The sequence below is a fragment of the Streptomyces venezuelae genome, from assembly GCF_008642375.1.
Classification (GTDB): domain Bacteria; phylum Actinomycetota; class Actinomycetes; order Streptomycetales; family Streptomycetaceae; genus Streptomyces; species Streptomyces venezuelae_G.
Genome location: NZ_CP029194.1, coordinates 2,026,155 through 2,048,779, shown reverse-complemented (window position 1 = coordinate 2,048,779; position 22,625 = coordinate 2,026,155). Strand labels below are relative to the sequence as shown.

Annotated in this window: 22 protein-coding genes; 8 read left to right on the top strand and 14 right to left on the bottom strand. The window is 73.6% G+C overall.

What is annotated here, in order from left to right; all coding sequences use genetic code 11:
* The first annotated feature begins 263 nt into the window (after positions 1 to 263).
* Positions 264 to 1,475 carry an alpha/beta fold hydrolase gene (locus DEJ46_RS09135; RefSeq protein WP_150265059.1) on the top strand — a complete coding sequence of 404 codons (1,212 nt, stop codon included), beginning with the start codon at positions 264 to 266 and terminating at the stop codon, positions 1,473 to 1,475.
* A gap of 60 nt (positions 1,476 to 1,535) precedes the next feature.
* Here the strand turns inward: DEJ46_RS09135 and DEJ46_RS09130 are convergent, their stop codons facing one another.
* The 3 genes from DEJ46_RS09130 to DEJ46_RS09120 all read right to left on the bottom strand — a co-directional run bounded on the left by DEJ46_RS09130 (position 1,536) and on the right by DEJ46_RS09120 (position 4,498).
* Positions 1,536 to 2,819, bottom strand: coding sequence for a ribonuclease D (locus DEJ46_RS09130; protein ID WP_150265057.1), 1,284 nt, complete (start codon positions 2,817 to 2,819; stop codon positions 1,536 to 1,538).
* 81 nt (positions 2,820 to 2,900) lie between these two features.
* Positions 2,901 to 3,566 carry a response regulator transcription factor gene (locus DEJ46_RS09125; RefSeq protein ID WP_017242457.1) on the bottom strand — a complete coding sequence of 222 codons (666 nt, stop codon included), beginning with the start codon at positions 3,564 to 3,566 and terminating at the stop codon, positions 2,901 to 2,903.
* 230 nt (positions 3,567 to 3,796) lie between these two features.
* Positions 3,797 to 4,498 carry a DUF3000 domain-containing protein gene (locus tag DEJ46_RS09120; protein WP_150265055.1) on the bottom strand — a complete coding sequence of 234 codons (702 nt, stop codon included), beginning with the start codon at positions 4,496 to 4,498 and terminating at the stop codon, positions 3,797 to 3,799.
* Positions 4,499 to 4,589: 91 nt separating this feature from the next.
* Here DEJ46_RS09120 and hemE point away from each other — a divergent pair, with 91 nt between their 5' ends.
* Positions 4,590 to 5,666: a uroporphyrinogen decarboxylase gene (hemE, locus tag DEJ46_RS09115; RefSeq protein ID WP_150265053.1), complete on the top strand. Its 1,077-nt coding sequence runs from the start codon at positions 4,590 to 4,592 to the stop codon at positions 5,664 to 5,666.
* Between the two features lie 39 nt (positions 5,667 to 5,705).
* On the opposite strand, the gene DEJ46_RS09110 is transcribed toward hemE, so the two are convergent.
* The 3 genes from DEJ46_RS09110 to DEJ46_RS09100 form a co-directional block, all read right to left on the bottom strand.
* Positions 5,706 to 6,194 carry a hypothetical protein gene (locus DEJ46_RS09110; RefSeq protein ID WP_150265051.1) on the bottom strand — a complete coding sequence of 163 codons (489 nt, stop codon included), beginning with the start codon at positions 6,192 to 6,194 and terminating at the stop codon, positions 5,706 to 5,708.
* 66 nt (positions 6,195 to 6,260) lie between these two features.
* Positions 6,261 to 7,634, bottom strand: coding sequence for an FAD-dependent oxidoreductase (locus DEJ46_RS09105; protein WP_150265049.1), 1,374 nt, complete (start codon positions 7,632 to 7,634; stop codon positions 6,261 to 6,263).
* Between the two features lie 9 nt (positions 7,635 to 7,643).
* The gene (locus tag DEJ46_RS09100) at positions 7,644 to 8,651 is read right to left on the bottom strand and encodes a DUF4349 domain-containing protein (RefSeq protein ID WP_150265047.1); all 1,008 of its coding nucleotides are present in this window, start codon (positions 8,649 to 8,651) and stop codon (positions 7,644 to 7,646) included.
* 138 nt (positions 8,652 to 8,789) lie between these two features.
* Between DEJ46_RS09100 and hemG the strand changes: the two genes are divergently transcribed.
* On the top strand, positions 8,790 to 10,265 hold the full coding sequence (hemG, locus tag DEJ46_RS09095) for a protoporphyrinogen oxidase (protein WP_150265045.1): 1,476 nt from the start codon (positions 8,790 to 8,792) through the stop codon (positions 10,263 to 10,265).
* Between the two features lie 17 nt (positions 10,266 to 10,282).
* Positions 10,283 to 10,996, top strand: coding sequence for a hydrogen peroxide-dependent heme synthase (hemQ, locus tag DEJ46_RS09090; RefSeq protein ID WP_150265043.1), 714 nt, complete (start codon positions 10,283 to 10,285; stop codon positions 10,994 to 10,996).
* 213 nt (positions 10,997 to 11,209) lie between these two features.
* Here hemQ and DEJ46_RS09085 read toward each other — a convergent pair whose 3' ends face one another.
* The 4 genes from DEJ46_RS09085 to DEJ46_RS09070 all read right to left on the bottom strand — a co-directional run bounded on the left by DEJ46_RS09085 (position 11,210) and on the right by DEJ46_RS09070 (position 15,645).
* A complete protein-coding gene (locus DEJ46_RS09085) occupies positions 11,210 to 11,959 on the bottom strand; it encodes a TIGR04222 domain-containing membrane protein (protein ID WP_150265041.1) in 750 nt (249 codons plus the stop codon).
* Positions 11,960 to 12,007: 48 nt separating this feature from the next.
* Positions 12,008 to 13,045, bottom strand: coding sequence for a TIGR04222 domain-containing membrane protein (locus DEJ46_RS09080; protein WP_190622512.1), 1,038 nt, complete (start codon positions 13,043 to 13,045; stop codon positions 12,008 to 12,010).
* A gap of 2 nt (positions 13,046 to 13,047) precedes the next feature.
* Positions 13,048 to 14,553, bottom strand: coding sequence for a DUF692 family multinuclear iron-containing protein (locus DEJ46_RS09075; RefSeq protein ID WP_150265038.1), 1,506 nt, complete (start codon positions 14,551 to 14,553; stop codon positions 13,048 to 13,050).
* Positions 14,554 to 14,931: 378 nt separating this feature from the next.
* A complete protein-coding gene (locus DEJ46_RS09070) occupies positions 14,932 to 15,645 on the bottom strand; it encodes a peptidyl-tRNA hydrolase (RefSeq protein ID WP_150265036.1) in 714 nt (237 codons plus the stop codon).
* Between the two features lie 91 nt (positions 15,646 to 15,736).
* Between DEJ46_RS09070 and DEJ46_RS09065 the strand changes: the two genes are divergently transcribed.
* The 3 genes from DEJ46_RS09065 to DEJ46_RS09055 are packed head-to-tail and all read left to right on the top strand — an operon-like array spanning position 15,737 to position 17,459.
* Positions 15,737 to 16,591 (top strand): ATP-binding cassette domain-containing protein, encoded by an 855-nt coding sequence (locus tag DEJ46_RS09065; RefSeq protein ID WP_150265034.1) that lies wholly within the window; start codon positions 15,737 to 15,739, stop codon positions 16,589 to 16,591.
* Positions 16,588 to 17,238: an ABC transporter gene (locus DEJ46_RS09060; protein ID WP_150265033.1), complete on the top strand. Its 651-nt coding sequence runs from the start codon at positions 16,588 to 16,590 to the stop codon at positions 17,236 to 17,238. Before DEJ46_RS09065 ends, DEJ46_RS09060 begins: the two co-directional genes overlap by 4 nt.
* A 29-nt stretch (positions 17,239 to 17,267) precedes the next feature.
* The gene (locus DEJ46_RS09055) at positions 17,268 to 17,459 is read left to right on the top strand and encodes a hypothetical protein (protein ID WP_150265032.1); all 192 of its coding nucleotides are present in this window, start codon (positions 17,268 to 17,270) and stop codon (positions 17,457 to 17,459) included.
* Between the two features lie 13 nt (positions 17,460 to 17,472).
* Here DEJ46_RS09055 and DEJ46_RS09050 read toward each other — a convergent pair whose 3' ends face one another.
* Both DEJ46_RS09050 and DEJ46_RS09045 read right to left on the bottom strand, forming a co-directional pair.
* Complete coding sequence (locus DEJ46_RS09050; RefSeq protein ID WP_150265031.1) at positions 17,473 to 18,333, bottom strand: polysaccharide deacetylase family protein; 861 nt, start codon at positions 18,331 to 18,333, stop codon at positions 17,473 to 17,475.
* Between the two features lie 47 nt (positions 18,334 to 18,380).
* Positions 18,381 to 18,578: a hypothetical protein gene (locus DEJ46_RS09045; protein ID WP_150265030.1), complete on the bottom strand. Its 198-nt coding sequence runs from the start codon at positions 18,576 to 18,578 to the stop codon at positions 18,381 to 18,383.
* A gap of 125 nt (positions 18,579 to 18,703) precedes the next feature.
* Here DEJ46_RS09045 and DEJ46_RS09040 point away from each other — a divergent pair, with 125 nt between their 5' ends.
* Positions 18,704 to 20,182: a hypothetical protein gene (locus tag DEJ46_RS09040; RefSeq protein WP_150265029.1), complete on the top strand. Its 1,479-nt coding sequence runs from the start codon at positions 18,704 to 18,706 to the stop codon at positions 20,180 to 20,182.
* On the opposite strand, the gene DEJ46_RS09035 is transcribed toward DEJ46_RS09040, so the two are convergent.
* On the bottom strand, positions 20,168 to 21,013 hold the full coding sequence (locus DEJ46_RS09035; RefSeq protein ID WP_223835450.1) for a PPK2 family polyphosphate kinase: 846 nt from the start codon (positions 21,011 to 21,013) through the stop codon (positions 20,168 to 20,170). The genes DEJ46_RS09040 and DEJ46_RS09035 overlap by 15 nt on opposite strands.
* A 163-nt stretch (positions 21,014 to 21,176) precedes the next feature.
* Positions 21,177 to 22,556, bottom strand: coding sequence for an alkaline phosphatase PhoX (locus DEJ46_RS09030; protein WP_150265027.1), 1,380 nt, complete (start codon positions 22,554 to 22,556; stop codon positions 21,177 to 21,179).
* Between the last annotated feature and the right edge of the window lie 69 nt (positions 22,557 to 22,625).

The following is a 22,625-nucleotide window of genomic DNA, read 5'->3' as shown; positions in this document are numbered from 1 at the left end:
CTTGCTTCCCCCATGCTACTTGTGGGTAACCAAGCTGCCCAGTCCCTGGGGCCCAAGCGGCGAAGGTCACATCCCGAGCCCGTCGCCGAGACCCCGCGCGCCCCCCGCGTACGCCCGACCGATCGGCGCGCTCGTGGTGACCCGATCGGGTCGGCCGCCCGGCAACCCCGGTCACGTCGGCCCTGCCCGGGCGTCATCCGGGCGGAACCTGGCCGCGCCCGGGGCGCCCGTCCCGGGCCGGATCCGAGCGAAACGGAGCACCCATGGCGGCCACGGTCACCCAGGCGGTATCCAACGTCACCGATCTCTACGTGGATCACATCTCGACGATTCCGGCGAACGTCGGCCACAAGGTCAAGCTCTTCGTCCGGGAGCACGAGGCCACCTCCCACGGCGCCGGCCCGCGCCGGCCCGTTCTGATGCTGCACGGCCGCAGTGTCGCGGGCGTGGCGGCCTTCGACCTGCCGGGCAAGAACAAGAGGTACAGCTGGGCCGCGCAGCTGGCGAAGGCCGGCCACGACGTGTACGTGATGGAACTGCAGGGCTCAGGCCTGTCCACCCGGCCGAAGATGGACGACCACCGCAACGTCAGCCCGGCCGAGGCCCAGCGCAGACTCCTCGTCCCGAACCCGAACCCCGAGATCTACACCGGCCCGGTGGAGTACGGGAAGCAGCTGAACAACTCGCAGAGCGACTGGGACGAGGTCGGCGCCGTCGTCGACTTCGTCCTCGACCGCACCGGCGTCACGAAGCTGGACCTCATCGGCTACTCCGCGGGCGCCCAGCAGCTCGGGCCCTACGCCATCAAGAACCCCGGCAAGGTGCGCAGCCTCTTCCTGGCGGCGCCGATCTTCCCGCCGAACGGCAGGAAGAGCAAGGCCGGGACCGACTTCGACGCCCCGGTGCCCATGCCGGTGTCCCTTCCCGAGGGCGCCTTCGCCTATCCGATGACGGTGGGCACCAAGGACGGTCTCAAACTCTCCTGGGAGAGGGACCTGAAGTGTCCCGACCAGCGTGAGCCCGACATGCTCGACGAGGCGTGGAAGGCGATGATGGCGGCCGACCCGATCGGCGCCACCTGGGGAGGCACGGTCCCCGGCTCCCCGGACGGGCTGAACCGGATCCGGAACTCCTACTGGTGGGGCTGGAACTCCACCACCGTGCAGCTGCACAAGGTCCTCGGCGACAGGGTGCCCGTGTGCATCGTGTACGGGGAGCACGACTCGATCATCAACACCTCGCCGGACCTCGGCCTGACGTACTTCTCGACGCCCGAGCTCTACCGGAAGATCCCCGGGACGAAGAAACTGATGTTCCGGATCTCCTGCGCGGGCCACCAGCTGCTCTGGGAGCGCCAGGCCAAGCTGGTGCACACCATGTCCGAGCACTGGCTGAAGCACGGCAAGGTCGAGGGCGCGACCAGCGGAAGCTACGACCGGGATGCGGACGGGGCCCTCACCCTGCTGGAGGAGTGAGGACCCCGTCGTGAGGATCCGCTCGTGAGGCTCCGTCGTACGGGCCTCAGGGCCGCCGGCTCAGGCCTCCGCGGCCAGCGCCTCGACGAGCAGCGGGGTCACGAGCCCGACCTGCCAGGGACGCGCGCCATGGCCCGCCAGGGCGGCGGCGACGGCGTCCGCGTCGGCCGGGGACGGCGGCTCCCAGCAGACGCGGCGGACCGTGTCCGGGGTGATCAGGTTCTCCTGGGGGAGGTTCAGCTCCTCCGCGAGCGCCGAGACCGCCGTGCGGGCCGCCGCGAGACGGGCCGCCGCGACCGGGTCCTTGTCCGCCCAGGCGCGGGGCGGGGGCGGGCCCGCGACCTGCGCGCCCGGCTGGGGGAGCTCGCTCTCGGGCAGGGCCCTGGCCCGGTCCACCGCGGCCTGCCACTGCTCCAGCTGCCGGCGGCCCATCCGGTTGCCGAAACCGGGCAGCGTGGTGAGCGCGGCCACGTTCACCGGCACCGCGAGCGCGGCCTCGACGATCGCCGCGTCGCTCAGCACCTTGCCGGGGGAGACGTCCCGCCGCTGGGCGACCTTGTCACGGGCCGTCCACAGCTCCCGTACGACCGCCATCTGGCGGCGGCGGCGCACCTTGTGCATGCCGGAGGTGCGGCGCCACGGGTCCTTGCGCGGTGGGGCGGGCGGGGCGGAGGCGATCGCGTCGAACTCCTGGTGCGCCCACTCCAGCTTCCCCTGCCGGTCGAGCTCCTTCTCCAGCGCGTCGCGCAGGTCGACGAGGAGCTCGACGTCCAGCGCCGCGTACCGCAGCCAGGGCTCGGGCAGCGGGCGGGTGGACCAGTCGACGGCGGAGTGGCCCTTCTCCAGGGCGTAGCCGAGGACGGACTCGACCATCGCGCCGAGGCCGACGCGCGGGAAGCCCGCGAGCCGTCCGGCCAGCTCGGTGTCGAAGAGCGAGGTGGGGAGCATGCCTATGTCGCGCAGGCACGGAAGGTCCTGGGTCGCGGCGTGCAGGATCCACTCGGTCCCGGCGAGCGCCTCGCCGAGCCCCGAGAGGTCGGGGCAGCCCACGGGGTCGACGAGCGCGGTGCCCGCGCCCTCGCGGCGGAGCTGGACGAGATAGGCGCGCTGCCCGTAGCGGTAGCCGGAGGCACGCTCGGCGTCGACGGCCACCGGGCCGGTCCCGGCGGCGAAGGCGGCGATCACCTCGGCGAGGGCGTCCTCCGTCTCGACGACGGGCGGGATCCCCTCGCGGGGCTCCAGCAACGGGATCGGAAGCCCATTCGCAGGGACATCGTCGTCCGGGGGGCCGCCCCCGGTGGTGCGCAGTGCTGTGTCTGCTGCGGTCTCTTGGGCGTCGGTCACCTGTCAAGGGTATCGGTGAACGGCAAGCGCCTGTCGACGGAACGTTCCGTCGACAGGCGCTTGCCTTCCCGCGGCCTCATGTCAGTGGATGATCCCCGTCCGCAGGGCCACCGCGACCATGCCGGCGCGGTCGCCGGTGCCCAGCTTGCGGGCGATGCGGGCGAGGTGACTCTTGACGGTGAGGGCGGAGAGGCCCATGGAGACGCCGATCGCCTTGTTCGACTGGCCCTCCGCGACGAGCCGGAGAACCTCGACCTCACGGCCGGAGAGCTCGCGGTAGCCGCCCGGGTGGCTCGGGGCACCCGGGGGGCGGCGGTGGCCGAGACGCGCGGCGGCGGAGCCGATGGGGGCGGCTCCGGGCCGGGTCGGGTGACCGATGTTGGTCCGGGTGCCGGTGACGACATAGCCCTTCACGCCGCCCGCCAGGGCGTTGCGTACGGCGCCGATGTCATCGGCGGCCGAGAGGGCGAGGCCGTTGGGCCAGCCCGCGGCGCGGGTCTCGGACAGCAGGGTCAGGCCGCTGCCGTCGGGCAGGTGGACGTCGGCAACGCAGATGTCGCGCGGGTTGCCGACGCGGGGACGTGCCTCCGCGATGGACGAAGCCTCGATCACGTCGCGTACTCCGAGGGCCCACAGGTGGCGGGTGACGGTGGAGCGGACGCGCGGGTCGGCCACGACGACCATGGCCGTCGGCTTGTTCGGGCGGTAGGCGACCAGGCTTGCGGGCTGCTCGAGGAGAACGGACACCAGGCCTCCTGGGGGGGAAGGATGCGGGACGGAGCCGGCTCGGGGATGAAGCCGGGGGCGAACCCGTGCTGCTGATGGGGTCACTGACTCCTTCGGCAGCTGGGCCGCCCTCCTTTAGGGAAAGATCACGATTTGGTGAGTAACAATTAGGGCAATTCGGACGCGTGATCGATCATCCTACGAGCGGACCCCCTTCCGAGGGCCCTCGGAAGGGGGTTCCGGACCCGCTCCTACGCCTGCTGCGGGCCCCGTCGCTGGGGCAGCGAGACGACCCCCGCGCCCGTCACCGTCCCCGTCGGCCCCGCCCCCGGCTCGGGCGCTGCCGGAGGCAGTCCCGCGATCTGGCAGAGCAGATCGCACCAGGCCGCCAGGTGCGCCCCGGTGTCCGGCACCCCGCCCAGCCCCTCGTGCGGCGTCCAGGAGGCCCGGATCTCGATCTGGGTCGCCGGCCGCCGGTCGGCCAGCCCGCCGAAGTAGTGCGAGCCGGCCATCGTGACGGTCCCGCTCGCCTCCCCGTACGCGAGCCCGCGCGCCTCCAGTGCCCCGGTCAGCCAGGACCAGCACACCTCGGGGAGCAGCGGGTCCGCCGCCATCTCGGGCTCCAGCTCGGCCCGGACGAGCGTCACCAGCCGGAACGTGCCCTTCCATGCCTCGTGGCCGTCCGGATCGTGCAGCAGCACGAGCCTGCCGTCCGCGAGGTCCTCCTCACCGTCGACGACGGCCGCCTCCACCGCGTACGCGTACGGGGCCAGGCGCTGCGGGGGCCTGGTCGGGTCGATCTCGATCTCGGAACGCAGTCGCGCCGATCGCAGCGCCTCCACCGCACGCCGGAAGGCGGGGGGTACCGGGTTCGTCTCCGTACTGTCCGCTGTCTCGTCCGTCCCTCTTTTGCCGTCGGAATGATCGGAAAAATGTCCCTGAGCCGCAGCCATGCGGGGAAGAGTAGGCGGAACGGGGCCTCTGTGCGGGGAGGGACACCCGCCCCGCACGAGCGGCTTCCCGCCACATGCGAAGATTCTGGGCGTGAGTGCCAATGACCGCCCGCAGGGCCAGCAGACGAAGCAGCAGTCGCGGACGTACGACTCCGCGTTCCTCCGGGCATGCCGGCGCGAGCCCGTGCCGCACACCCCCGTCTGGTTCATGCGGCAGGCCGGGCGCTCCCTCCCCGAGTACCTGAAGGTCCGCGAGGGCATCCCGATGCTCGAGTCGTGCATGCGGCCCGAGCTGGTCACCGAGATCACGCTGCAGCCGGTGCGCCGCCACAAGGTCGACGCGGCCATCTACTTCAGCGACATCGTCGTCCCGCTCAAGGCCATCGGCCTCGACCTCGACATCAAGCCCGGCGTCGGCCCGGTCGTCGCCGAGCCGATCCGGACCCGCGCCGACCTGGCCCGGCTGCGCGACCTGACCCCCGAGGACGTCCACTACGTCACCGAGGCCATCGGGATGCTCACCGCCGAGCTGGGCGAGACCCCGCTCATCGGCTTCGCGGGCGCGCCTTTCACCCTCGCGAGCTACCTCGTCGAGGGCGGCCCGTCGCGCAGCCACGAGCGCACCAAGGCGATGATGTACGGCGACCCGCAGCTCTGGGCCGACCTGCTCGACCGCCTCGCCGAGATCACCTCGGCCTTCCTCAAGGTCCAGATCGAGGCCGGCGCCTCCGCCGTGCAGCTCTTCGACTCCTGGGTGGGCGCCCTCGCCCCGGCCGACTACCGCCGCTCGGTGATGCCGGCCTCCGTGAAGGTCTTCGACGCGGTCGCCGGTTACGGCGTCCCGCGCATCCACTTCGGCGTGGGTACGGGCGAGCTGCTCGGCCTCATGGGCGAGGCCGGCGCGGACGTCGTCGGCGTCGACTGGCGCGTCCCGCTCGACGAGGCCGCCCGCCGCGTCGGCCCCGGCAAGGCGCTCCAGGGCAACCTGGACCCGGCCGTGCTCTTCGCCTCGACCGAGGTCGTCGAGGCCAAGGCGGACGAGGTCCTCGCCGCCGCGAAGGGCCTGGAGGGGCACGTCTTCAACCTGGGCCACGGCGTCATGCCGTCGATGGACCCGGACGCGCTGACGCGTCTCGTCGACTACGTGCACACGCGGACGGCCGTCTGACGGCCGCCCGCGCGGCGGGATCGGGACGGAGGCGCGGGCTCAGCCCTCGCAGTTGATCGGTGCGTTGCCGGCGCCCACCCGGCAGAAGTCGACGCCGAGGCTGCCGTCGACGACGCCCGTGTTGACGGAGACCCGGAGGAGGTCGCTCCCGGCCCCGCCCGTCACGGCGCCGGTCGGGGCGACGGTCCCGGCCGTGAGGTAGTCGGACGAGTCGCCCCCGGACACCGTGCCGGAGACCGTGCCGGGGGTGCTGAGGTAGTCGGCGCCGGGACCGCCGGTCACCAGACCGGCGACCGATCCGGTGACGACGATCGTGTCGTTGCCGCCGAGACCGTTCACCTGGTCGCCGTTGGCGACCGACGCGCAGCGGATGAAGTCGCTGCCCGCGGTGCCGGACACGACCGTGCCGGTCACGGGGAAGCCGTTGACCGTGCAGGTCGTGACCGCGTGCGCGGGGGCGGCGGCGAGGGCGAGCGGGGCGATGACGAGCGAGGCGGCGCAGAGCGCGCGCAGGGTGTGTCTGATCATGTGACCACTCACGCACGGTGAGGAATTTCTCGCAAACGGTCACCCCGTGTCACTCTGCCGCTCGGGTCATCCCGCCGCCCGAACAGCCGCCGTGGCCTTGCGGGCGGCGATCAGCACCGGGTCCCACACCGGCGAGAACGGCGGCGCGTACCCCAGGTCCAGGGCCGTCATCGCCTCCACGGACATCCCCGCCGTCAGCGCGACCGCCGCGATGTCCACCCGCTTCGCCGCGCCCTCCCGCCCCACGATCTGCACCCCGAGCAGCCGCCCCGTACGCCGCTCCGCCAGCATCTTCACCGTCATCGGCGCGGCCCCCGGGTAGTAGCCCGCCCGGCTCGTCGACTCCACCGTCACCGTCACGAACCGCAGCCCCACCTCGCGGGCGTCCTTCTCCCGCAGGCCCGTCCGCGCGATCTCCAGGTCGCACACCTTCGACACCGCCGTGCCCACCACACCCGGGAAGGTGGCGTAGTCGCCGCCGACGTTCGCCCCGATCACCTGGCCGTGCTTGTTCGCGTGCGTCCCCAGCGGCACGTGCCGCTCCCGGCCCGAGACCAGGTCCAGGACCTCCACGCAGTCGCCGCCCGCCCAGATGTCCTCGTGACCGCGCACCCGCATCGCGAGATCGGTCAGCAGCCCGCCGTACTCGCCCAGCGGCAGCCCCGCCGCCCGCGCGAGCGAGGTCTCCGGCACCACACCCGTCCCCAGGACCACCACGTCCGCCGGATACTCGGCGGACGCCGTCGCCACCGCCCGCACCCTGCCGTCCGCTCCGGTCAGGATCTTCGTCACCTCCGCCGAGACGACCGTCGTGATCCCCAGGCCGTCCATCGCCCGGTGCACCAGCCGGCCCATGTCCGGATCGAGCGTCGCCATCGGCTGCTCGCCCCGCGTCAGGACCGTCACGTCGTAGCCGCGGGCGAGCAGCGCCTCGGCCATCTCCACGCCGATGTAGCCCGCGCCGACCACGACCGCCCGCCGGCCCGGCGTCCGCTCCAGCGAGTCGAGCAGTGCCTGCCCGTCGTCGAGGGTCTGGACGCCGTGCACGCCGGGCGCGTCGATCCCCGGCAGCGGCGGACGCAGCGGCCGGGCCCCGGTCGCGATCACCAGCTTGTCGAAGCCCGTCCACGCCTCCGTACCCGCGTCGAGGTCCCGGGAGAGGACCCGCCGCCCCGGCACGTCGATCGCGGTCACCTCGGTCCGCATCCGCAGATCGATGTCCCTCGCCCGGTGCTCCTCCGGGGACCGGGCGATCAGCTCCCCCCGTGCGGCGACGTCCCCGCCGACCCAGTACGGGATGCCGCAGGCCGAGTACGAGGAGAAGTGACCGCGCTCGAAGGCGACGATCTCCAGCTCCCCGGCGGACCTGAGCCTGCGCGCCTGCGACGCGGCGGACATGCCCGCCGCGTCGCCCCCGATGACCACCAGTCGTTCGCTCATGAGAAGAAACTACTTCTCGGGAGACTCCCGGGTCTCGGGGATCCCGGCACCCGCGGGGACACCCGCGGCGTTCGCCTCCGGCAGGGGCCGCGTCTCCGGAGCCGCGGCCGGGCGCGCCGCGAGGCGCGGACGGACCAGGCGGCGCCACACCACGAAGACGATCAGCGCGACCGCGAGCCACGGCGCCAGCGCGGCCAGCACGACCACGACCCAGGCGGCCGCGCCCACCAGCGCGTTCCACCCGCCGCTCAGCGCGTCACCGAAGCCGGGGCGGCTCTCGTCCTGCTCCTTGTCGGCGCCCGGCTTCTCCTTCTCGGTCAGCTCCAGGGTGATCGTCGCCAGCGAGGTCCGGTCCTTCAGGGAGGACTGCTGGGCGAGCAGCGACTCCAGGTCCGCCTGGCGGCGGCTCAGCTCGCCCTCCAGGGTCACCACGTCGGCCAGCTTCTCCGCCCGCTGCATCAGCGCCCGTACGCGCCCCACACTCGCCCGCTGGGTGGCGATCCGGCTCTCCACGTCCACCACCTGCTCGGTGACGTCCTTGGCGTCGGCCTTGCGGGCGAGCAGCCTGCCGGTGCCCGCCAGCTCGACGAGGACCGCGTCGTACTGCTCCTGCGGCACCCGCAGCACCACACGCGAGGTGACGTACGAGTCGTCGAGCCGCTCCGTCGACTCGTTCTCCACCCGTCCTCCCGCGCCCGCCGCCACCCGGCGAGCCGTGACCAGGGCCTTCGTCGCGTCCTCGACCTCCACGGAGAGCGAGGCGGTACGGATGACGTGCTGCGGCTGCGCGGCCTTGCCCGGCGCCGTGGGGGCCTTCTCGCCGCCCGACGCGGCGTCGGCGGCACCCTCCACGACCGCCTTGCTGCCGTTGGCGGGCTTCGCCGCGCTCACGCCCCGCTTGGCGTCGCCTGCCGAGTCGTCGGAGCTCGCGCCGCAGCCGGTCAGGACGAGCGAGGCCGTCAGGAGCGCGGCGGCCGTCGCCGTCCGGGCCCGCGACGCCGTTCGTGTTCTGCTCATGCGTTCCCCCCAGGGAGTGGTGGTGAGTCGTGCCCGTTGGACGTGGGAGGTGGCCGTGCGGGTTGCCCTCCGGCGGTAGCGATGCGGTCACGTTCCGGCCTCGGAAAGGGAGCGCGGGCGATTTGAGAGAGTGGTCCCATGAACGCGGACACCACGGGACCCCACGTCGTCGTCGCCGGAGGCGGAATCGCCGGACTCGCGGCCGCCCACCGGCTCGCCACCGCAGGCCACCGGGTGACCCTCCTCGAAGCGGACGACCGCCTCGGCGGCAAACTCCTCGCCGGGGAGATCGCCGGCGCGCCCGTGGACCTCGGCGCCGAGTCGCTGCTCGCCCGCCGCCCCGAGGCCGTCGCCCTCGCCCGGGCCGTCGGCCTCGGCGACCGGCTCCAGGCACCGGCCACGACCACGGCCTCCGTCTGGTCCCGCGGCACGCTCACCCCCATGCCCAAGGGCCATGTGATGGGCGTCCCCGGTGACGGCCGCGCGGTCGAAGGGCTCCTCTCCGAGGAGGGCGTGCGCCGGATCGGCCTCGACCGCGAACTCCCCCCGACCGAGATCGGCGACGACATCGCCATCGGCGCGTACGTCTCCGAGCGCATGGGCCACGAGGTCGTCGACCGGCTCGTCGAACCCCTCCTCGGCGGCGTCTACGCCGGCGACGCCTACCGCATCTCGATGAAGGCCGCCGTCCCCGCCCTCTTCGAGGCCGCCCGCCGCCACCCCACGCTCACCGCCGCCGTCCACGCCGTCCAGCAGGCCGGAGCAGCCGTCCCGGCCGACGCGGCGGGCGCCGCCACCGGCCTCGGCGGCTCCGTCTTCCTCGGCGTCGAGGGCGGTGTCGGCACCCTGCCCGGCGCCGTCGCCGACGCCATCCGCGCCGCCGGGGGCGAGATCCTCACCCGTACCGCCGTCACCGCCCTCCGCCGCACCGGTCCGGCCGGCTGGGAGGTCGTCGCGGGAGACAGGGGCGTGGCCGCCGACGCCGTCGTCCTCGCCACCCCCGCCGGGCCCGCCGCCGCGCTCCTCGCCGACCACGCGCCCGCCGCCTCCGCCGAGCTCGCCGGCATCGAGTACGCCTCCATGGCCCTGATCACGCTCGCCTTCCGCCGCACCGACCTCCCCGCCCTGCCGGGCTCGGGATTCCTCGTCCCCCCCGTCGACGGCCACACCATCAAGGCCTCCACCTTCTCCAGCCGGAAGTGGAGGTGGGTCGCCGACGGCGCCCCCGACCTCTTCGTGCTGCGCACCTCCGTCGGCCGCCACGGCGAGGAGGAGCAGGTCCACCGCGAGGACACCGACCTCGTCGCCGCCTCCCTCAAGGACCTCGCCGCCGCCACCGGGCTCGCCGCGCGACCCGTCGCCACCACGGTCACCCGCTGGACCGGCGGCCTGCCCCAGTACCCCGTCGGTCATCTCGCCCGGGTCGCCCGCCTCCGTGAGGCCGTCGCGGCCCTGCCCGGACTGCGGGTCGCGGGCGCCGCGTACGACGGCGTCGGCATCCCCGCGTGCATCGCCTCGGCGCACCGCGCGGCCGACGAGATCGCGGGCGCGTTCGGGGACGAGATCATCGCCACGTCGAAAAGGACCCACCCCGGTGCGGGGCACTCCTCGTGACGGGCGAGAATAGGCGTATGAGTGCGCCCGAAAAGATCCCGAACGCCGGTAAGAAGGCGAAGGACCTCAACGAGGTCATCCGCTACACCCTGTGGTCCGTGTTCAAGCTGCGCGACGTTCTGCCCGAGGACCGCGCCGGCTACGCCGACGAGGTCCAGGAGCTGTTCGACCAGCTCGCCGCCAAGGACATCACCGTCCGCGGCACGTACGACCTCTCCGGTCTGCGCGCCGACGCCGACGTCATGATCTGGTGGCACGCCGAGACGAGCGACGAGCTCCAGGCGGCGTACAACCTCTTCCGCCGCACCAAGCTGGGCCGCGCCCTGGAGCCGGTCTGGTCCAACATGGCGCTGCACCGCCCCGCCGAGTTCAACAAGTCGCACATCCCGGCCTTCCTGGCCGACGAGAACCCGCGCGACTACGTCTCGGTCTACCCCTTCGTGCGCTCCTACGACTGGTACCTGCTGCCGGACGAGGACCGTCGCCGCATGCTCGCCGACCACGGCAAGATGGCCCGCGGCTACCCCGACGTCCGCGCCAACACGGTCGCCTCCTTCTCGCTCGGCGACTACGAGTGGCTCCTCGCCTTCGAGGCCGACGAGCTGCACCGCATCGTCGACCTCATGCGCCACCTGCGCGCCTCCGAGGCGCGGATGCACGTCCGCGAGGAGGTCCCGTTCTACACCGGTCGCCGCAAGAGCGTCGCCGACCTGGTGGCGGGCCTGGCCTGACACGGCCGTACGAACCTGGTGGCGGCCCGGCTCCCGGCCGGGTGCGCCACCCCTTGACCCGGAAGATCAGACGGTGGGCGTCTTCATTGCCCTCCGCTCCAGCGACACCGGGTCCGGCTCCGGGTGCGGCGCGCACGACGCGCGCCGCACCGGCGTCATTTCCGGGGTCTTTTCGCTCCGGACACCCGTTCACGCAGGCGTGGATCCAAGGGCCTACGCCAGACGTACGGGAGCGTGTCCGCGGAGGGCCGCGCGGAGCTCGGGCTCCAGGACGGCGGGGCCGCGCGTCGCGAGCGCGGTGAGCGGATCGGCGGGGGAGAGGCCGGAGAGCAGCCGCTGCCCGGCGGGGGACGCCCAGCGGGTGTACGGGTACACCTCGATCCGGCCGATCAGCAGGCAGAGCGCCGAGGCGAGCAGAGGCAGCGAGAACGCGGCGACGACCGGTGCCCGCTCCGTGCCGGGCACGAGGAGCGCCGCCGCCGTCCCGAGCGCCAGGGAGAGCAGGAAGGCGGCCCGCACCGCCCGTACCCCGGCCGCGACCTCCCGGCGGCCGGCGTCGGGGACGGCGAGCCCCCGGTCGACGAGTCGTTGGGCGAGCGACCGCACCGCATCGGCGGCGGCCACCGCCGGCCGGACAGCGGGGATCGGGGACTGGCCGCCGGGCCCGATCGCGCCGAGCACGGCGCTCTCCCACTCGTCCCGGGAGCCGGTGGCGGAGTCCACGACGGTCGCCCAGCCGGTGTGGGCGAGGAGCAGCCGCCGCTCCCGGTGCATCGCGACGAGGGTGAGGTCGGTGACCCGGAGCGGACCGCCGGCGAGGTAGGCGGCTTCGAGGACGGTGAGCTCGTCCTCCGCGGCGGACGCGGTCGTGGGCCGGGCCGCCGCGAGGGAGGCCCGGCACAGCCGTGCGCAGCCGACGCCGGCCACGACGCACGCCACGAGGAGAAGCGGAACCCAGACCATGTCCGAGTTCTACGACAGGACAGGCGGGCCCGCCACTCGAATGGGTGATCAGCTGCTGGAACTGGAGCACGAACTCCCGCTGGAACTGGAGCTGGAGCACGAACTGCCGCTGGAGCTCGAACAGGAACTGCCGCCCCCGCCTCCGCCTCCGCAGCTCGACCCGGACCCGCCGCCCGAGCACGAACCGGAGGAGCAGGAGCCGGAGGAACACGAACCGGAGTTCCCGCCGGAGGAACCGCCGCCGCAGAAGCTGTTCTGCGCGCACCACACGAGGGCCACACCGGCGGCGGCGTGGTCCGTGGCGTGGTGACGCGAGGCCGCGGGACGGCGTCCGCGCCCGCGGGGCGGCGCGTACACCCGGGCGGCGGCGAGGAGTTGCTCCCGCAGCACCGGGTCGGGCAGCCCCCGCAGCCCGTACAGGGCCACGAGGTGACCGGCGTCCGCGAGGTGACCGTGGGCCCGCCCGTACGAGGCGACGGCCGCCTGCCCGGCCGAGGTGATCCGCCGTCCGGCGACCGCCCCGCACGCGATGGCGGTGACGCCGACGGCGAAGAGGGCGGGCAGCACCTTCACGACGAACGGCACCGACATCTCCGGTGCGGTGGAGAGATCGACCATCGTGAGGGCGACCGAGACGGGGAAGAGGAAGAAGGCGGTGAGACCGAGCCCGAGGCACCAGGCCTGGGTGGTGCGCCGCCTCGACGGCTCGACGATCAGCCCGCGCCCCGCGAGCCCGTCACCGATCTCCTGCACCGCCGGGTGCCGCATCACGGCGACCCGCAGGTGGTGCAGGGCCCCGTGCGGGGCGGCCGCGTGCTCCTGGAGCACGGCGCGCTCGACCGGGTCGTGCGCGACGGGCCGGACGACCGCGACGATGCCGGGGCCGCCGATCGCGATCCGGCCGTCGTACTGGAGGGCGGCGACGGCGGTGTCGACGACCCGGGCCGGGCCGCCGTTCAGGAAGGCGGCCTCGTACCGGTCGTGGACCGGCCCGCCGGGGCCGCCGCGCGACCGGACGACCCGGGTGACGAGCAGCGCGATGCCGGTGGCGGCGGCCACGTAGAAGACGACGACCAGAGTGTTCACGGTCACCTCCTGGCGAGGGCGGCCCGGGCGGCCCGGGCGAGTCGGACGGCGCGGCCGGGCGGACGGCTGCCGGAACGGTCCTGCCACCACTCCGTGAGCGCCCGCCGGGCCGCAGGGTCCTCGGGGCGGTCGGCGAGCAGCAGGTGCTCGGCGAAGTCGAGGGCGTCACGGCGGTAGCCGCCGGTCATGGGGCGGGTCCTGGCGTAGGCGAGGAACGCGGGCCGGAAGCCCTTGCCGAGGATCTCCGGCAGCTCGGGGGCGACCTTCGCGACGACCCCGGCCCGCTTGGCCGCGAGGGCCCGGCTCTGGACACCGAGGCGCCGGCTGTCGAACCCCTCGGGCGCGGGCGTCCCGGCGACGAGCGCCGACAGCAGCGCGGCCTGCGCGAGCCCGACCCGCTGCCGGGCGCCCTCCCGCGGCGCGGACTCCTGTCCGGGAGCGGGCGTCTGCACGGGCACGGACGCCTGGGCGGATGCCTGTACGGGCACGCGTACGGGTACGGGCGAGGGCTCCTGCGCGGGCGAGGGCCCCTGCGCGGGCGCGAGCTCCTGCACGACGGGAGCGCCCGGCATCGGCCCGCCCGACACGCGGGCACCGGCGCCGATGAGCAGCGGCGTCCCCCGGGCCGCGAGCACGGACGAACGGGCGCCGCGCGGGCGGATCGTTCCCCCGATGCTCACCGCCCTCCCGGCGGCCACGGTCTCCCGGATCACCGTCAGCTCCGACGCCAGCTCCTCCGCCGGCGGGAAGTCGTCGTCCCGCTCCAGGAGGACCCCGGGCGGCGAGACCCGCGAGGCGAGGTCCGCGAGGACGTCGAGCACGGCCCTCGGCACCGGGTGGGCGTGCGTGTCGTGCCAGACCCCGTCCCGCTCGACACCGCCCGCCACGTGCACGTACGCGATGGCCTCGACCGGCAGCTCGGCCAGGGCCTTCGCGGGGTCCTCGCCGCGGTTGACGTGGTTGGTGTGCAGGTTCGCGACGTCGATGAGGAGCCGTACCCCCGTACGCTCCACCAGCTCCGCCAGGAACTGCCCCTCCGTCAGCTCCTCCCCGGGCCAGGCGATCAGGGCCGCGATGTTCTCCAGGGCGAGCGGCACGGGCAGCGCGTCCTGGGCGATGCGCACGTTCTCGCAGAGCACGTCGAGCGCGTCCCGGGTCCGGGGCACGGGCAGCAGGTGCCCCGCTTCGAGGAGCGGGGATGCGGTGAGCGTCCCCCCGGCCCGTACGAACGCGATGTGCTCCGTGACCAGCGGCGCCCCCAGCGCCACCGCCTTCTCGCCGAGCGCCGCGAGCCGCGCCGGGTCCGGCCGGTCCGCGCCGCCGAGTCCCAGCGACACCCCGTGCGGGACGACCGTCACGCCGCGCTCGCGCAGCCGGGTCAGCGAGTCGGGCAGGTGGTCGGCGCAGATGTTCTCCGCGACCACCTCGACCCAGTCGACGCCGGGCAGCGCCTCCACCGCCTCCGCGATCTCGGGACGCCAGCCGATGCCGATGCCGAGTTCCGTCATGTCCCCCTCCTTCGGTCCTCAGTCATCCACGTGATGACCCGGGGAGACACCGTCGAACCCGGAGAGGGGGACGTTCAGAGCTACATTTGAGGTTCCGGCCTCGAACGGGGTCCTGAACAGGTCCTGAACGGGGTCCTGCCCGAGCCCCGCTACATGCCGTGGACGGTGTGATAGCCGGTGTGCAGCGTCCATTCCAGCAGGGTGCCGGGGCGCTCCCGCAGCGCGGCGAGCGAGACGCCGGAAGGGTCGGACACGCAGGTGGCGATTCCCCCTGCGGGGCCGGCCGATGCCGTCGAGCCCCACCAGGAGGAAGAAGAGCGACAGGCCCGTGGCGTGGCCCGCCCGCCGGGCCACATGTGGCGTCATACGCCGAGTCTCCTACGCCTGCGGCAGCCGCAGGTGAGAAGCGAAGAGGCGGCTTCCCTCGGAGACGACCGTCTTTCCGGGCGCGATCTCCGTGAAACCGGCGTCCCGCACGACGGGCAGCCCGCTGCCGCTCGCCGTGAGCGCGGCCCAGTGCTCGGGCGTCGCGGTGCGCACGGCGAGCGGGAAGCCCGCCTCCTTCCAGGCCTTCCGGTCCGCGTCCGCCATCGCCCACCACAGCAGCTGCGCGCCGTGCCCGGTCTGTGCCATCGTCTTGCCCGCCGACATGTCGAGCCCGGGGTTGATCCAGAGCACCACGGCCCCGTCCGCCACGGGACCGGGCGTGGCCGGGTCGTCGAGGTCGGTGCCCGACACCTGGAGCTTGGCCAGCTCCTTGGGCCAGCCGTCGAGCGGCACCGGCGGGAAGACCCGCACCTCCGCCTCCGCGCCCGTCACGGTGATCCCCGGGAGCGTCCCGGCACGCCGCCACTCCGCTCCGCGCGCCCGGCGCACGACCTTGCGGATCCGGGCGTCCTGCCAGTCCGTCATGGCCTGCGCCCACTCGCCCTCACCGAGGGAACGGTCGTCGTCGAGGATCTCCAGGACGGCGCGCGCGGCGGTCTCCAGGGCGTCGGTACGGGTCGGGGGCGCGTCACGCTCGATCCGCACCACCAGGGGGAGGACGAACTGGGGCTTCTCATCACGGAGGTCGGTCTCTTCACTGCTCACCCGGCAAGTCTGCCACCGCGGCGCGGAGTGAATCTTGTGGGAATCCTCGCTTCCGGGTCAGGATGCCCCGCATGACGAGCGATCTTCTCGGATGAGGCTGGAGCGGGTGGGACGCCGGTACGGCCCGCGCGGGCCATGGGTCCTGCGCGGGGCCGACCTCGACCTGCCCGGCTCCTCCCTCGTCCGGGTCGTCGGCACGAACGGCACCGGCAAGTCGACGCTGCTCCGGCTGATCGCCGGGATCGACGCCCCGAGCGAGGGCCGGATCACCGGCCGCCCGCCCCGCACGGCGTACGTCCCCGAGCGCTTCCCGGCTGCCCTGCCCTTCACGGCCGCGGACTACCTGGTCCACCTGGGCCGCGTCCAGGGCCTCGGCCGGGCGACGGCCAGGGCACGGGCCGGGGAGTGGCTGGAGCGCTTCGGGGCCGGCGAGCACGCCCGTACGGAACTGGCGGAGCTCTCCAAGGGCACCAGCCAGAAGGTCGCCGTCGCCCAGGCCCTCCTCGCCGGCCCCGGACCCGGCCTTCTCGTCCTCGACGAGGCCTGGACAGGCCTCGACACGGCGGCCCGCACCGAACTCGACCGCGCCGTCCGGGAACGGGTCGCGGCGGGCGCCACGGCCGTCTTCGTCGACCACGACCCGCGGCGCCTCGCCGGGGAGGCGGACGCGGTGTACGGCGTGGAGCGGGGGGCGGTACGGGCCGTGGCGGCCACGGCCCGGGACGTACCGCCGGAGCCCCGGGTCCGGATCACCGCCTCCGGCGGCAAGCCGCTCCCGGAGGGCCTGCCGGGCGCCCCCGCCACCGAGCCGCCGGACCCGGACGACCCCACGCGCCCCCTCGTCCTGACGGTGGACGCGGCGCACTCCGACGCCCTGCTCGGCGCGCTCCTCGCGGCCTCCTGGCACATCCACCACCTCGGCACGGAGGAGGGCGTACGGGTATGACGGCGCTCCTGCGCTACCAGTCGGGTCTGCTGCTCCGCTCGCAGCGCTGGCTCGCGCCCCTCCTGCTCCACGCGGCCGTCCTGGCCGTCGGCGTCCGTGCGGGCGAACCCGTGCTCGGCGCCCTCGGCTTCTCGGCGGCGGCCCTGGTGCCGGTGACGGCCTGGTGCGTGCGGATCTGCCTCACGCAGGAACCGCCCGCCGCCCGTGACGTGGTCGCCGCTGCCGCCGGCCGGGGCCGGGCCCATCTCGCGACACTCCTCACCGGGGCCGCGCTGCCGGGGCTCCTCGGGACGGTCGCCGTCCTCGGTCTCACCGCGATCGGCGACCGGCGGGGGGTCGGCGCGCTCGCCGCCACGGGTGCCGGGCTGCTCGCGACGGCGGCCTGCGTCCTGACGGGCGCCTCGGTCGGCGCGCTGGCGGCCCGCCCGTTCCTCAAGGCCACCGGCTGGTCGGTCACGGCCCTCGTCACCGGCTCGCTCCTCGCCCTCGTCGCCACGGGCTCCCCGGCGAAGCACGCCCTGACCGCCCTGGTCACCGGCTCCCGTACGACCACCGCGCACCTGCCCTGGTTCGCCTGCGCCGGTGCCGTGCTCCTCGCGGCGGCGACGGCGGCCCTCGCCTGCAGGGCCACGGCACGCCTGGAGTGAGCGGACCCCGGGGGCGTAGGCTCGAAGACATGACCGAGTCGACGTCGTACTGCGGCATCCCCGAGCCCGCCGGACCGAAGCCCGAACCGGCGGCCGAGGGTCCCTTCGCCTCCTGTGTGCTGTGCCAGGAGCCGACCGAGTACCCGGAGTCGACCAAGGGGATCACGCTCTGCCCTGTCTGCGAGTGGCAGGAGGCCGAGCGCACGGCCTGCTCGGGCTGAAAGGCCCGGCGTTCTAGCCGTTCCTCATCAGCTCGGAGACCTTCACGAAGCGGTAGCCGCGCGCCCGCAGCTCCGGGACGATCCGGCGGATCGCCTGCTCGGTGACGGGGGCGGCGCTGCGCGTGCAGTGCATGACGACGAGCGAACCGGGCTTCACCCCGTCGAGCACCTGCTCGGCGACGGCGTCCGCGTCCTTGGCGAAGGCGTCGCCGCTGACCACGTCCCACTGGACCGCCGTCACCCCGGCGGGGCCGAGCGCGCGCAGGGCGGCGTCGTCGTAGCAACCGCCGGGGAAGCGGAAGTACGGGACGACGTTGACGGCCCCGGCGTCACGGAAGGCGTCGAAGGCACGCTGCACGTCGGCCGTCATGTCGGGCCCGGCGACGGTCGGGAGGCCGTAGCAGGGGGACGCGAAGGCGTAGTGGCTGTAGGAGTGGTTGGCGATCTCGAAGCGCGGGTCGCCGCCGATGGACCTGGCCTGGTCCGGGTACTCCTCCGCCCAGCGGCCCGTCATGAAGACGGTGGCGTCCACCTTGAGGCGGCGCAGGGTCGCGATGAGCTGCGGGTTGTCGAACCGCTCGCCGCTCGCGGCCCGGGGGCCCTGATCGGCCGTCATGTCGGCGTCGAAGGTGAGCGCGACGACCTTCTCGCTGCCCTGTGCGCGGCGGCTGTAGACGGGGGTCAGCCCCCCGGGCCCCGGCGCCATGGTGGGCACGGCGGCGGGCACGCGCGCGGGCTTCGGGCCGGCGGCCGCGCTCGCCCGGGGCGACGGGCTGTGGGACGCGGTCGGGGTCTTCGCCTTCGGAGCGGGAGCCTCGGCGGCGCCCCCGCCGCAGCCGACGAGAGCGGCGCCCAGAAGAACGAACGCCGCCATGTTTCGTACAGGAATGTTCACGATCGGAAGTTATCCGATCAAAGTGTCTAACGCTCGCGACTCGACAGCAGCAGCCCCCGAGTCCACGCACTGAGCTGACGCACCATCGCCTGGGCGTGCGCGGCCCGATCGCGACGGAAGGGGAGGACGAGCAGAGCGGGGACGAAGGCGAGGGTGACGAGGAGCAGGGGCAGGGTCGCGACGAGGACGATGAGGGCGCGCTGCGCCCAGCGGAGAGTACGCACGGGGTTCCTTCGTGAGCGGTGGGATCGACGAGCCCCCACCGTCGGCCGCGTCCGGTACGTTGCGACAGCCGCAACCGTTGCCGGTACGGCGTCAACACCGCGCCGGGGGAGGCACCATGACGGAAATGGCCCGCACGCAGGGCACCTCGTCGGAGGTCGAGCGGGGCGAGGTCGCGGAGGTTGCGGCGCTCGGCAACGTGCTGACGGGTCTCTTCAACAGACTGGGCATCCCGCAGACCCAGTACGCCCACCGAGTCCACCTCGACAAGTCCGCCGTCTCCCGCTACCTCTCGGGCCGGCGGCTCGCTCCCCAGGAGTTCGTCGACCGCCTGGTGAGGGAGGTGGAGGAGCACGTCGGAGCGCCCCTGCAGCCGGAGGCCAAGGAGGCGATCCGGAACCAGCGACTGGAGGCGCTGCGGGTCTGCAATCCGGCCGAGTTCCGGCTGGAGAGCCTCCGGGGCGAACTGGACCGCTCCCGCCGCGACACGGAACGCGCCCACCGCAACATCGAGGCCCTGCACGCCCTCCTGGAGCGGAAGGAGTCCGAAGTCCGCCACGCCGCCGAGGACCTCACTCGGGTCCGCCTGGACTGGGGCGCCGAGCGGACCGCCGCGGTCCGCGCCCAGGAGGACCTCCTCCGCCAGGTGCTCCGGCTCCGCCAGGACCTCCACGACGCCGAACGCCTCCGGGCGGATGCCGAGCACCAGAGCCGGGAGCTGCGGGATCAGGTGCTGAGACTTGAGGAGGAGTTGTCGCGGCGGTCGGTGGCCGGGGCCGGGAACCTTCCGTTGGCTGCGCTCCAGGCCCAGCTGGCAGCGATGTGGGAGGAGGGGAACACCCCGGAGGCGGCGCGGGAGCTGACGGAGGCAGCCTGGTCGCGCCCACTGGGAGAGGTGACGTTGCTGCTGGGGTGGCTTGAGAAGCGAGGTGCCGTGACGACGGACGAGACGTTCGTGGCGGATGTGGCCCGGCTGAGGCCGCTGGACGAGGTGCTGGCCTTCGCCCCGCACGTGGTGCGGATCGGAATCCAGGGAGCCTGGACGTCCGCCGTCGCCGCCCGGGTCACCGAGCGCAACGCAGCTGTCGTCTACCAAGGACTGCAGAGCCGCGAGGCCGACAGGGTGCTGGGTGGGGCGTTGAGACGTGTGTCGAGTGACGCGGACGCCGTAGCCCTCGTACTGGCAGCACTGGCGGGCGCGTCGCCCCCGCTGCAGCTCAGGAGTACGGCGGCGGCGTTGATTCGGGGGCGTGGGGCCGACCGGATGGAACTGCGGGTCCTGGCAGGGCTCGCGGAGGCAGGCAGGCCCGACGTGGCAGCCGGCCTGCTCGACTGCTTCCTGCGGATCCAGCGGCTCGTCAAGCTGGCCCAGCGAGTCGGGGCGCTTGACGATGCGCAGATCGACTCACTGTTCGACCTGGTGACCTGGTTGGACGACACGAGCCTCATGACCGCGTTCGCCATGGGCCTGACTCTCGACCGCACCCTCCTCGACCGCCTGCTCACCATGCTGGCCGAGCAGGGCCGGCTGAGCCTGCTCGACCGCACCGCCTTCAAGGAGCTGAACACGGCCGTCGACCGATGGCGCCGCTCACGTGGCCAGTAGCCGCCGCCGGCACTCCGCCACGTCGAAGTCCCCCGGCGGGTACGTCGGGTCCAGTGCCTCCAGGTGTTCGAGCAGCAGCTTGCTGACCGCCCAGTTCCGGTACCACTTGCGGTCCGCCGGGACCAGGTACCAGGGCGCCTCGTCCGTCGTACAGCGCTCCAGGGCGATCTCGTACGCCTCCTGGTAGGCCGGCCACACCGACCGCTCCTCGATGTCGCCCACGTTGAACTTCCAGTGCTTCTCCGGGTTGTCCAGGCGCTCCAGGAGGCGGTTGCGCTGCTCCTCGTACGAGATGTGCAGGAAGACCTTGACGACCGTCACGCCGTCGTCCGCGAGGGACTTCTCGAAGCGGTTGATCTGGGCGTAGCGGCGGCCGAGCTGCGAGCGCGGGGCCAGGTCGCGGACGCGCGCGATGAGGACGTCCTCGTAGTGCGAGCGGTCGAAGATGCCGATCTCGCCCGGCTGGGGGAGCGCCTTCATGATCCGCCAGAGGAACGGATGGCCTCGCTCCTCCGGGGTCGGGGCCTTGAAGGCGCGGATACGGCAGCCGGACGGGTTGAAGAGGCCGATGACGTGCTTGACCGTGCCGCCCTTGCCGCTGGTGTCCATGCCCTGGAGGACCAGGAGCAGCCTGCGCCGGTCGCCCGCCGTGCTCGCCGCGTACAGGCGTTCCTGGAGGGCCGCGAGGCGCGGCGCGAGGGTGGCGGTGGCGGTCAGACCGGCCGCCTTGCCGACGGGGCCGGCCGGGGTCGCCGAGGCGTCGTACGCGGCGAGGTCGAGGCGCTCGCCCTCGGGCACGCGCAGTACGTCACGCAGGGGAGTGTCCGGTATGCGCCGCGGCTCCTTCCCCTGCCGGTCGCCCTGCTCGCGGTCGTCCCTCTTCTTCTTCGCCACCGCGTGACCCTTCCGCCGCGCCCCGTTCCGTCCCGTCCTCGTCCCTTCCCGATCCTGCTTCGGAACCGGCGCGCCCGCGACCCCGGCCCCTCCCGTCAGCTCAGCACCACGGGCCCGTCACCGCGAACGTCGTCCCCGGCGTGTAGCAGTTCACGTACATCGTGGCGCCGTCCGGGGAGAAGGTGACGCCGGCGAACTCGCCCCACTCCGGCGCCTCGGGCGTCCCCGTGTTCTGGGCCCCCCGGGCGACCGCGTACACCTCGCCCTTCCTGCTCACCCCGTAGACGTGCTGCGCCCCGTCGCCGTCCTCGCTCACCATCAGGCCGCCGCTCGGCGTCAGACAGATGTTGTCCGGGGACTCGCCCGGGAGCTGGATGTCGGTGCTCGGGCCGAAGACGACGACGAGCGTGAGGCGGCGCCGGTGCGGCTCGTACTTCCAGACCTGCCCGAAGTGGGTGGCGCCGGAGCCGTCCTTCTGCCGGGCGAAGGAGGACACGAAGTACACGGCCCGCCCGCCCCAGTAGCAGCCCTCCAGCTTCTGGGCGTGCGTGATGCCCCTCGGCCCGAAGTCCTGGAGCCTGATGGGGGTCCCGGCCGCCTGCGGATCCGGTACGGGGACCCACTCGACGCCCTCGAAGCGCGCGCCGGTCTCCTGGATCACGGAGAGGTCGGGGACGCCGGGCACCCGCATGGCCTCCAGGGCGCCGCCCGCGCGCAGCGAACCGGTGCCGCCGAGCGGCTTGTGCGGGAGGAAACGGTAGAAGAGGCCGAAGGGCTGCTGGAAGGCGTCCTCCGTCTCGTAGACGATGCCGCTCGACGGGTCGACGGCGATCGCCTCGTGCTGGAAGCGGCCCATCGCGGTGAGGGGGACGGCGCCGGTGCGGTGCGGGTCGGCCCCGTCGACCTCGAAGATGAAGCCGTGGTCCTTGGTGTAGCCGTTCGTCCCGGCCTTGTCCTCGGTCTCCTCGCAGGTCAGCCAGGTGTTCCAAGGGGTGGGCCCGCCGGCGCAGTTGACGGCGGTCCCGGCGATGGCGACGCGCTCGCCGAGGACGTTGTTCCGGCCGTCGAGTTCGAGCGCCGTGCAGCCGCCCTTCGCCGCCGGGTCGTACGTCAGGCCGGGGACGGTCGGGACGCCGATCTTCCCGGTGACCCGGTTCTCGTGGTTGCGGACGAGGTGCACGCGTCCGCGCCGGCCGGCGAGGGCGGCCATGCCGTCGAAGTTGCTGGGGACGGGCCCCTCGCCGGAGCGGAGCGGGTCGCCCTGCCGGGAGAGGACCTCGTAGCGGAAGCCGGCCGGGAGGTCGAGGAGTCCGGCGGGATCGGGGAGGAGGGGGCCGTAGCCACCCCGCGACCCGAGCCTCCCGAGGTCCCCGGCGGCGGACGCGCTGCCGGCGAAGAGTTCGGAGAAGGCGCCGGTGAAGGCGATCCCGGCGACGGACGCGCCGGTGCGGGAGAGGATCTGACGTCGTGTTGCGGACATGAGGCAACCCACTTTTCCTGTTGGCGGACAGGTGTGTGATGTGACGTGTGACCCGCATGTGTGTATCAC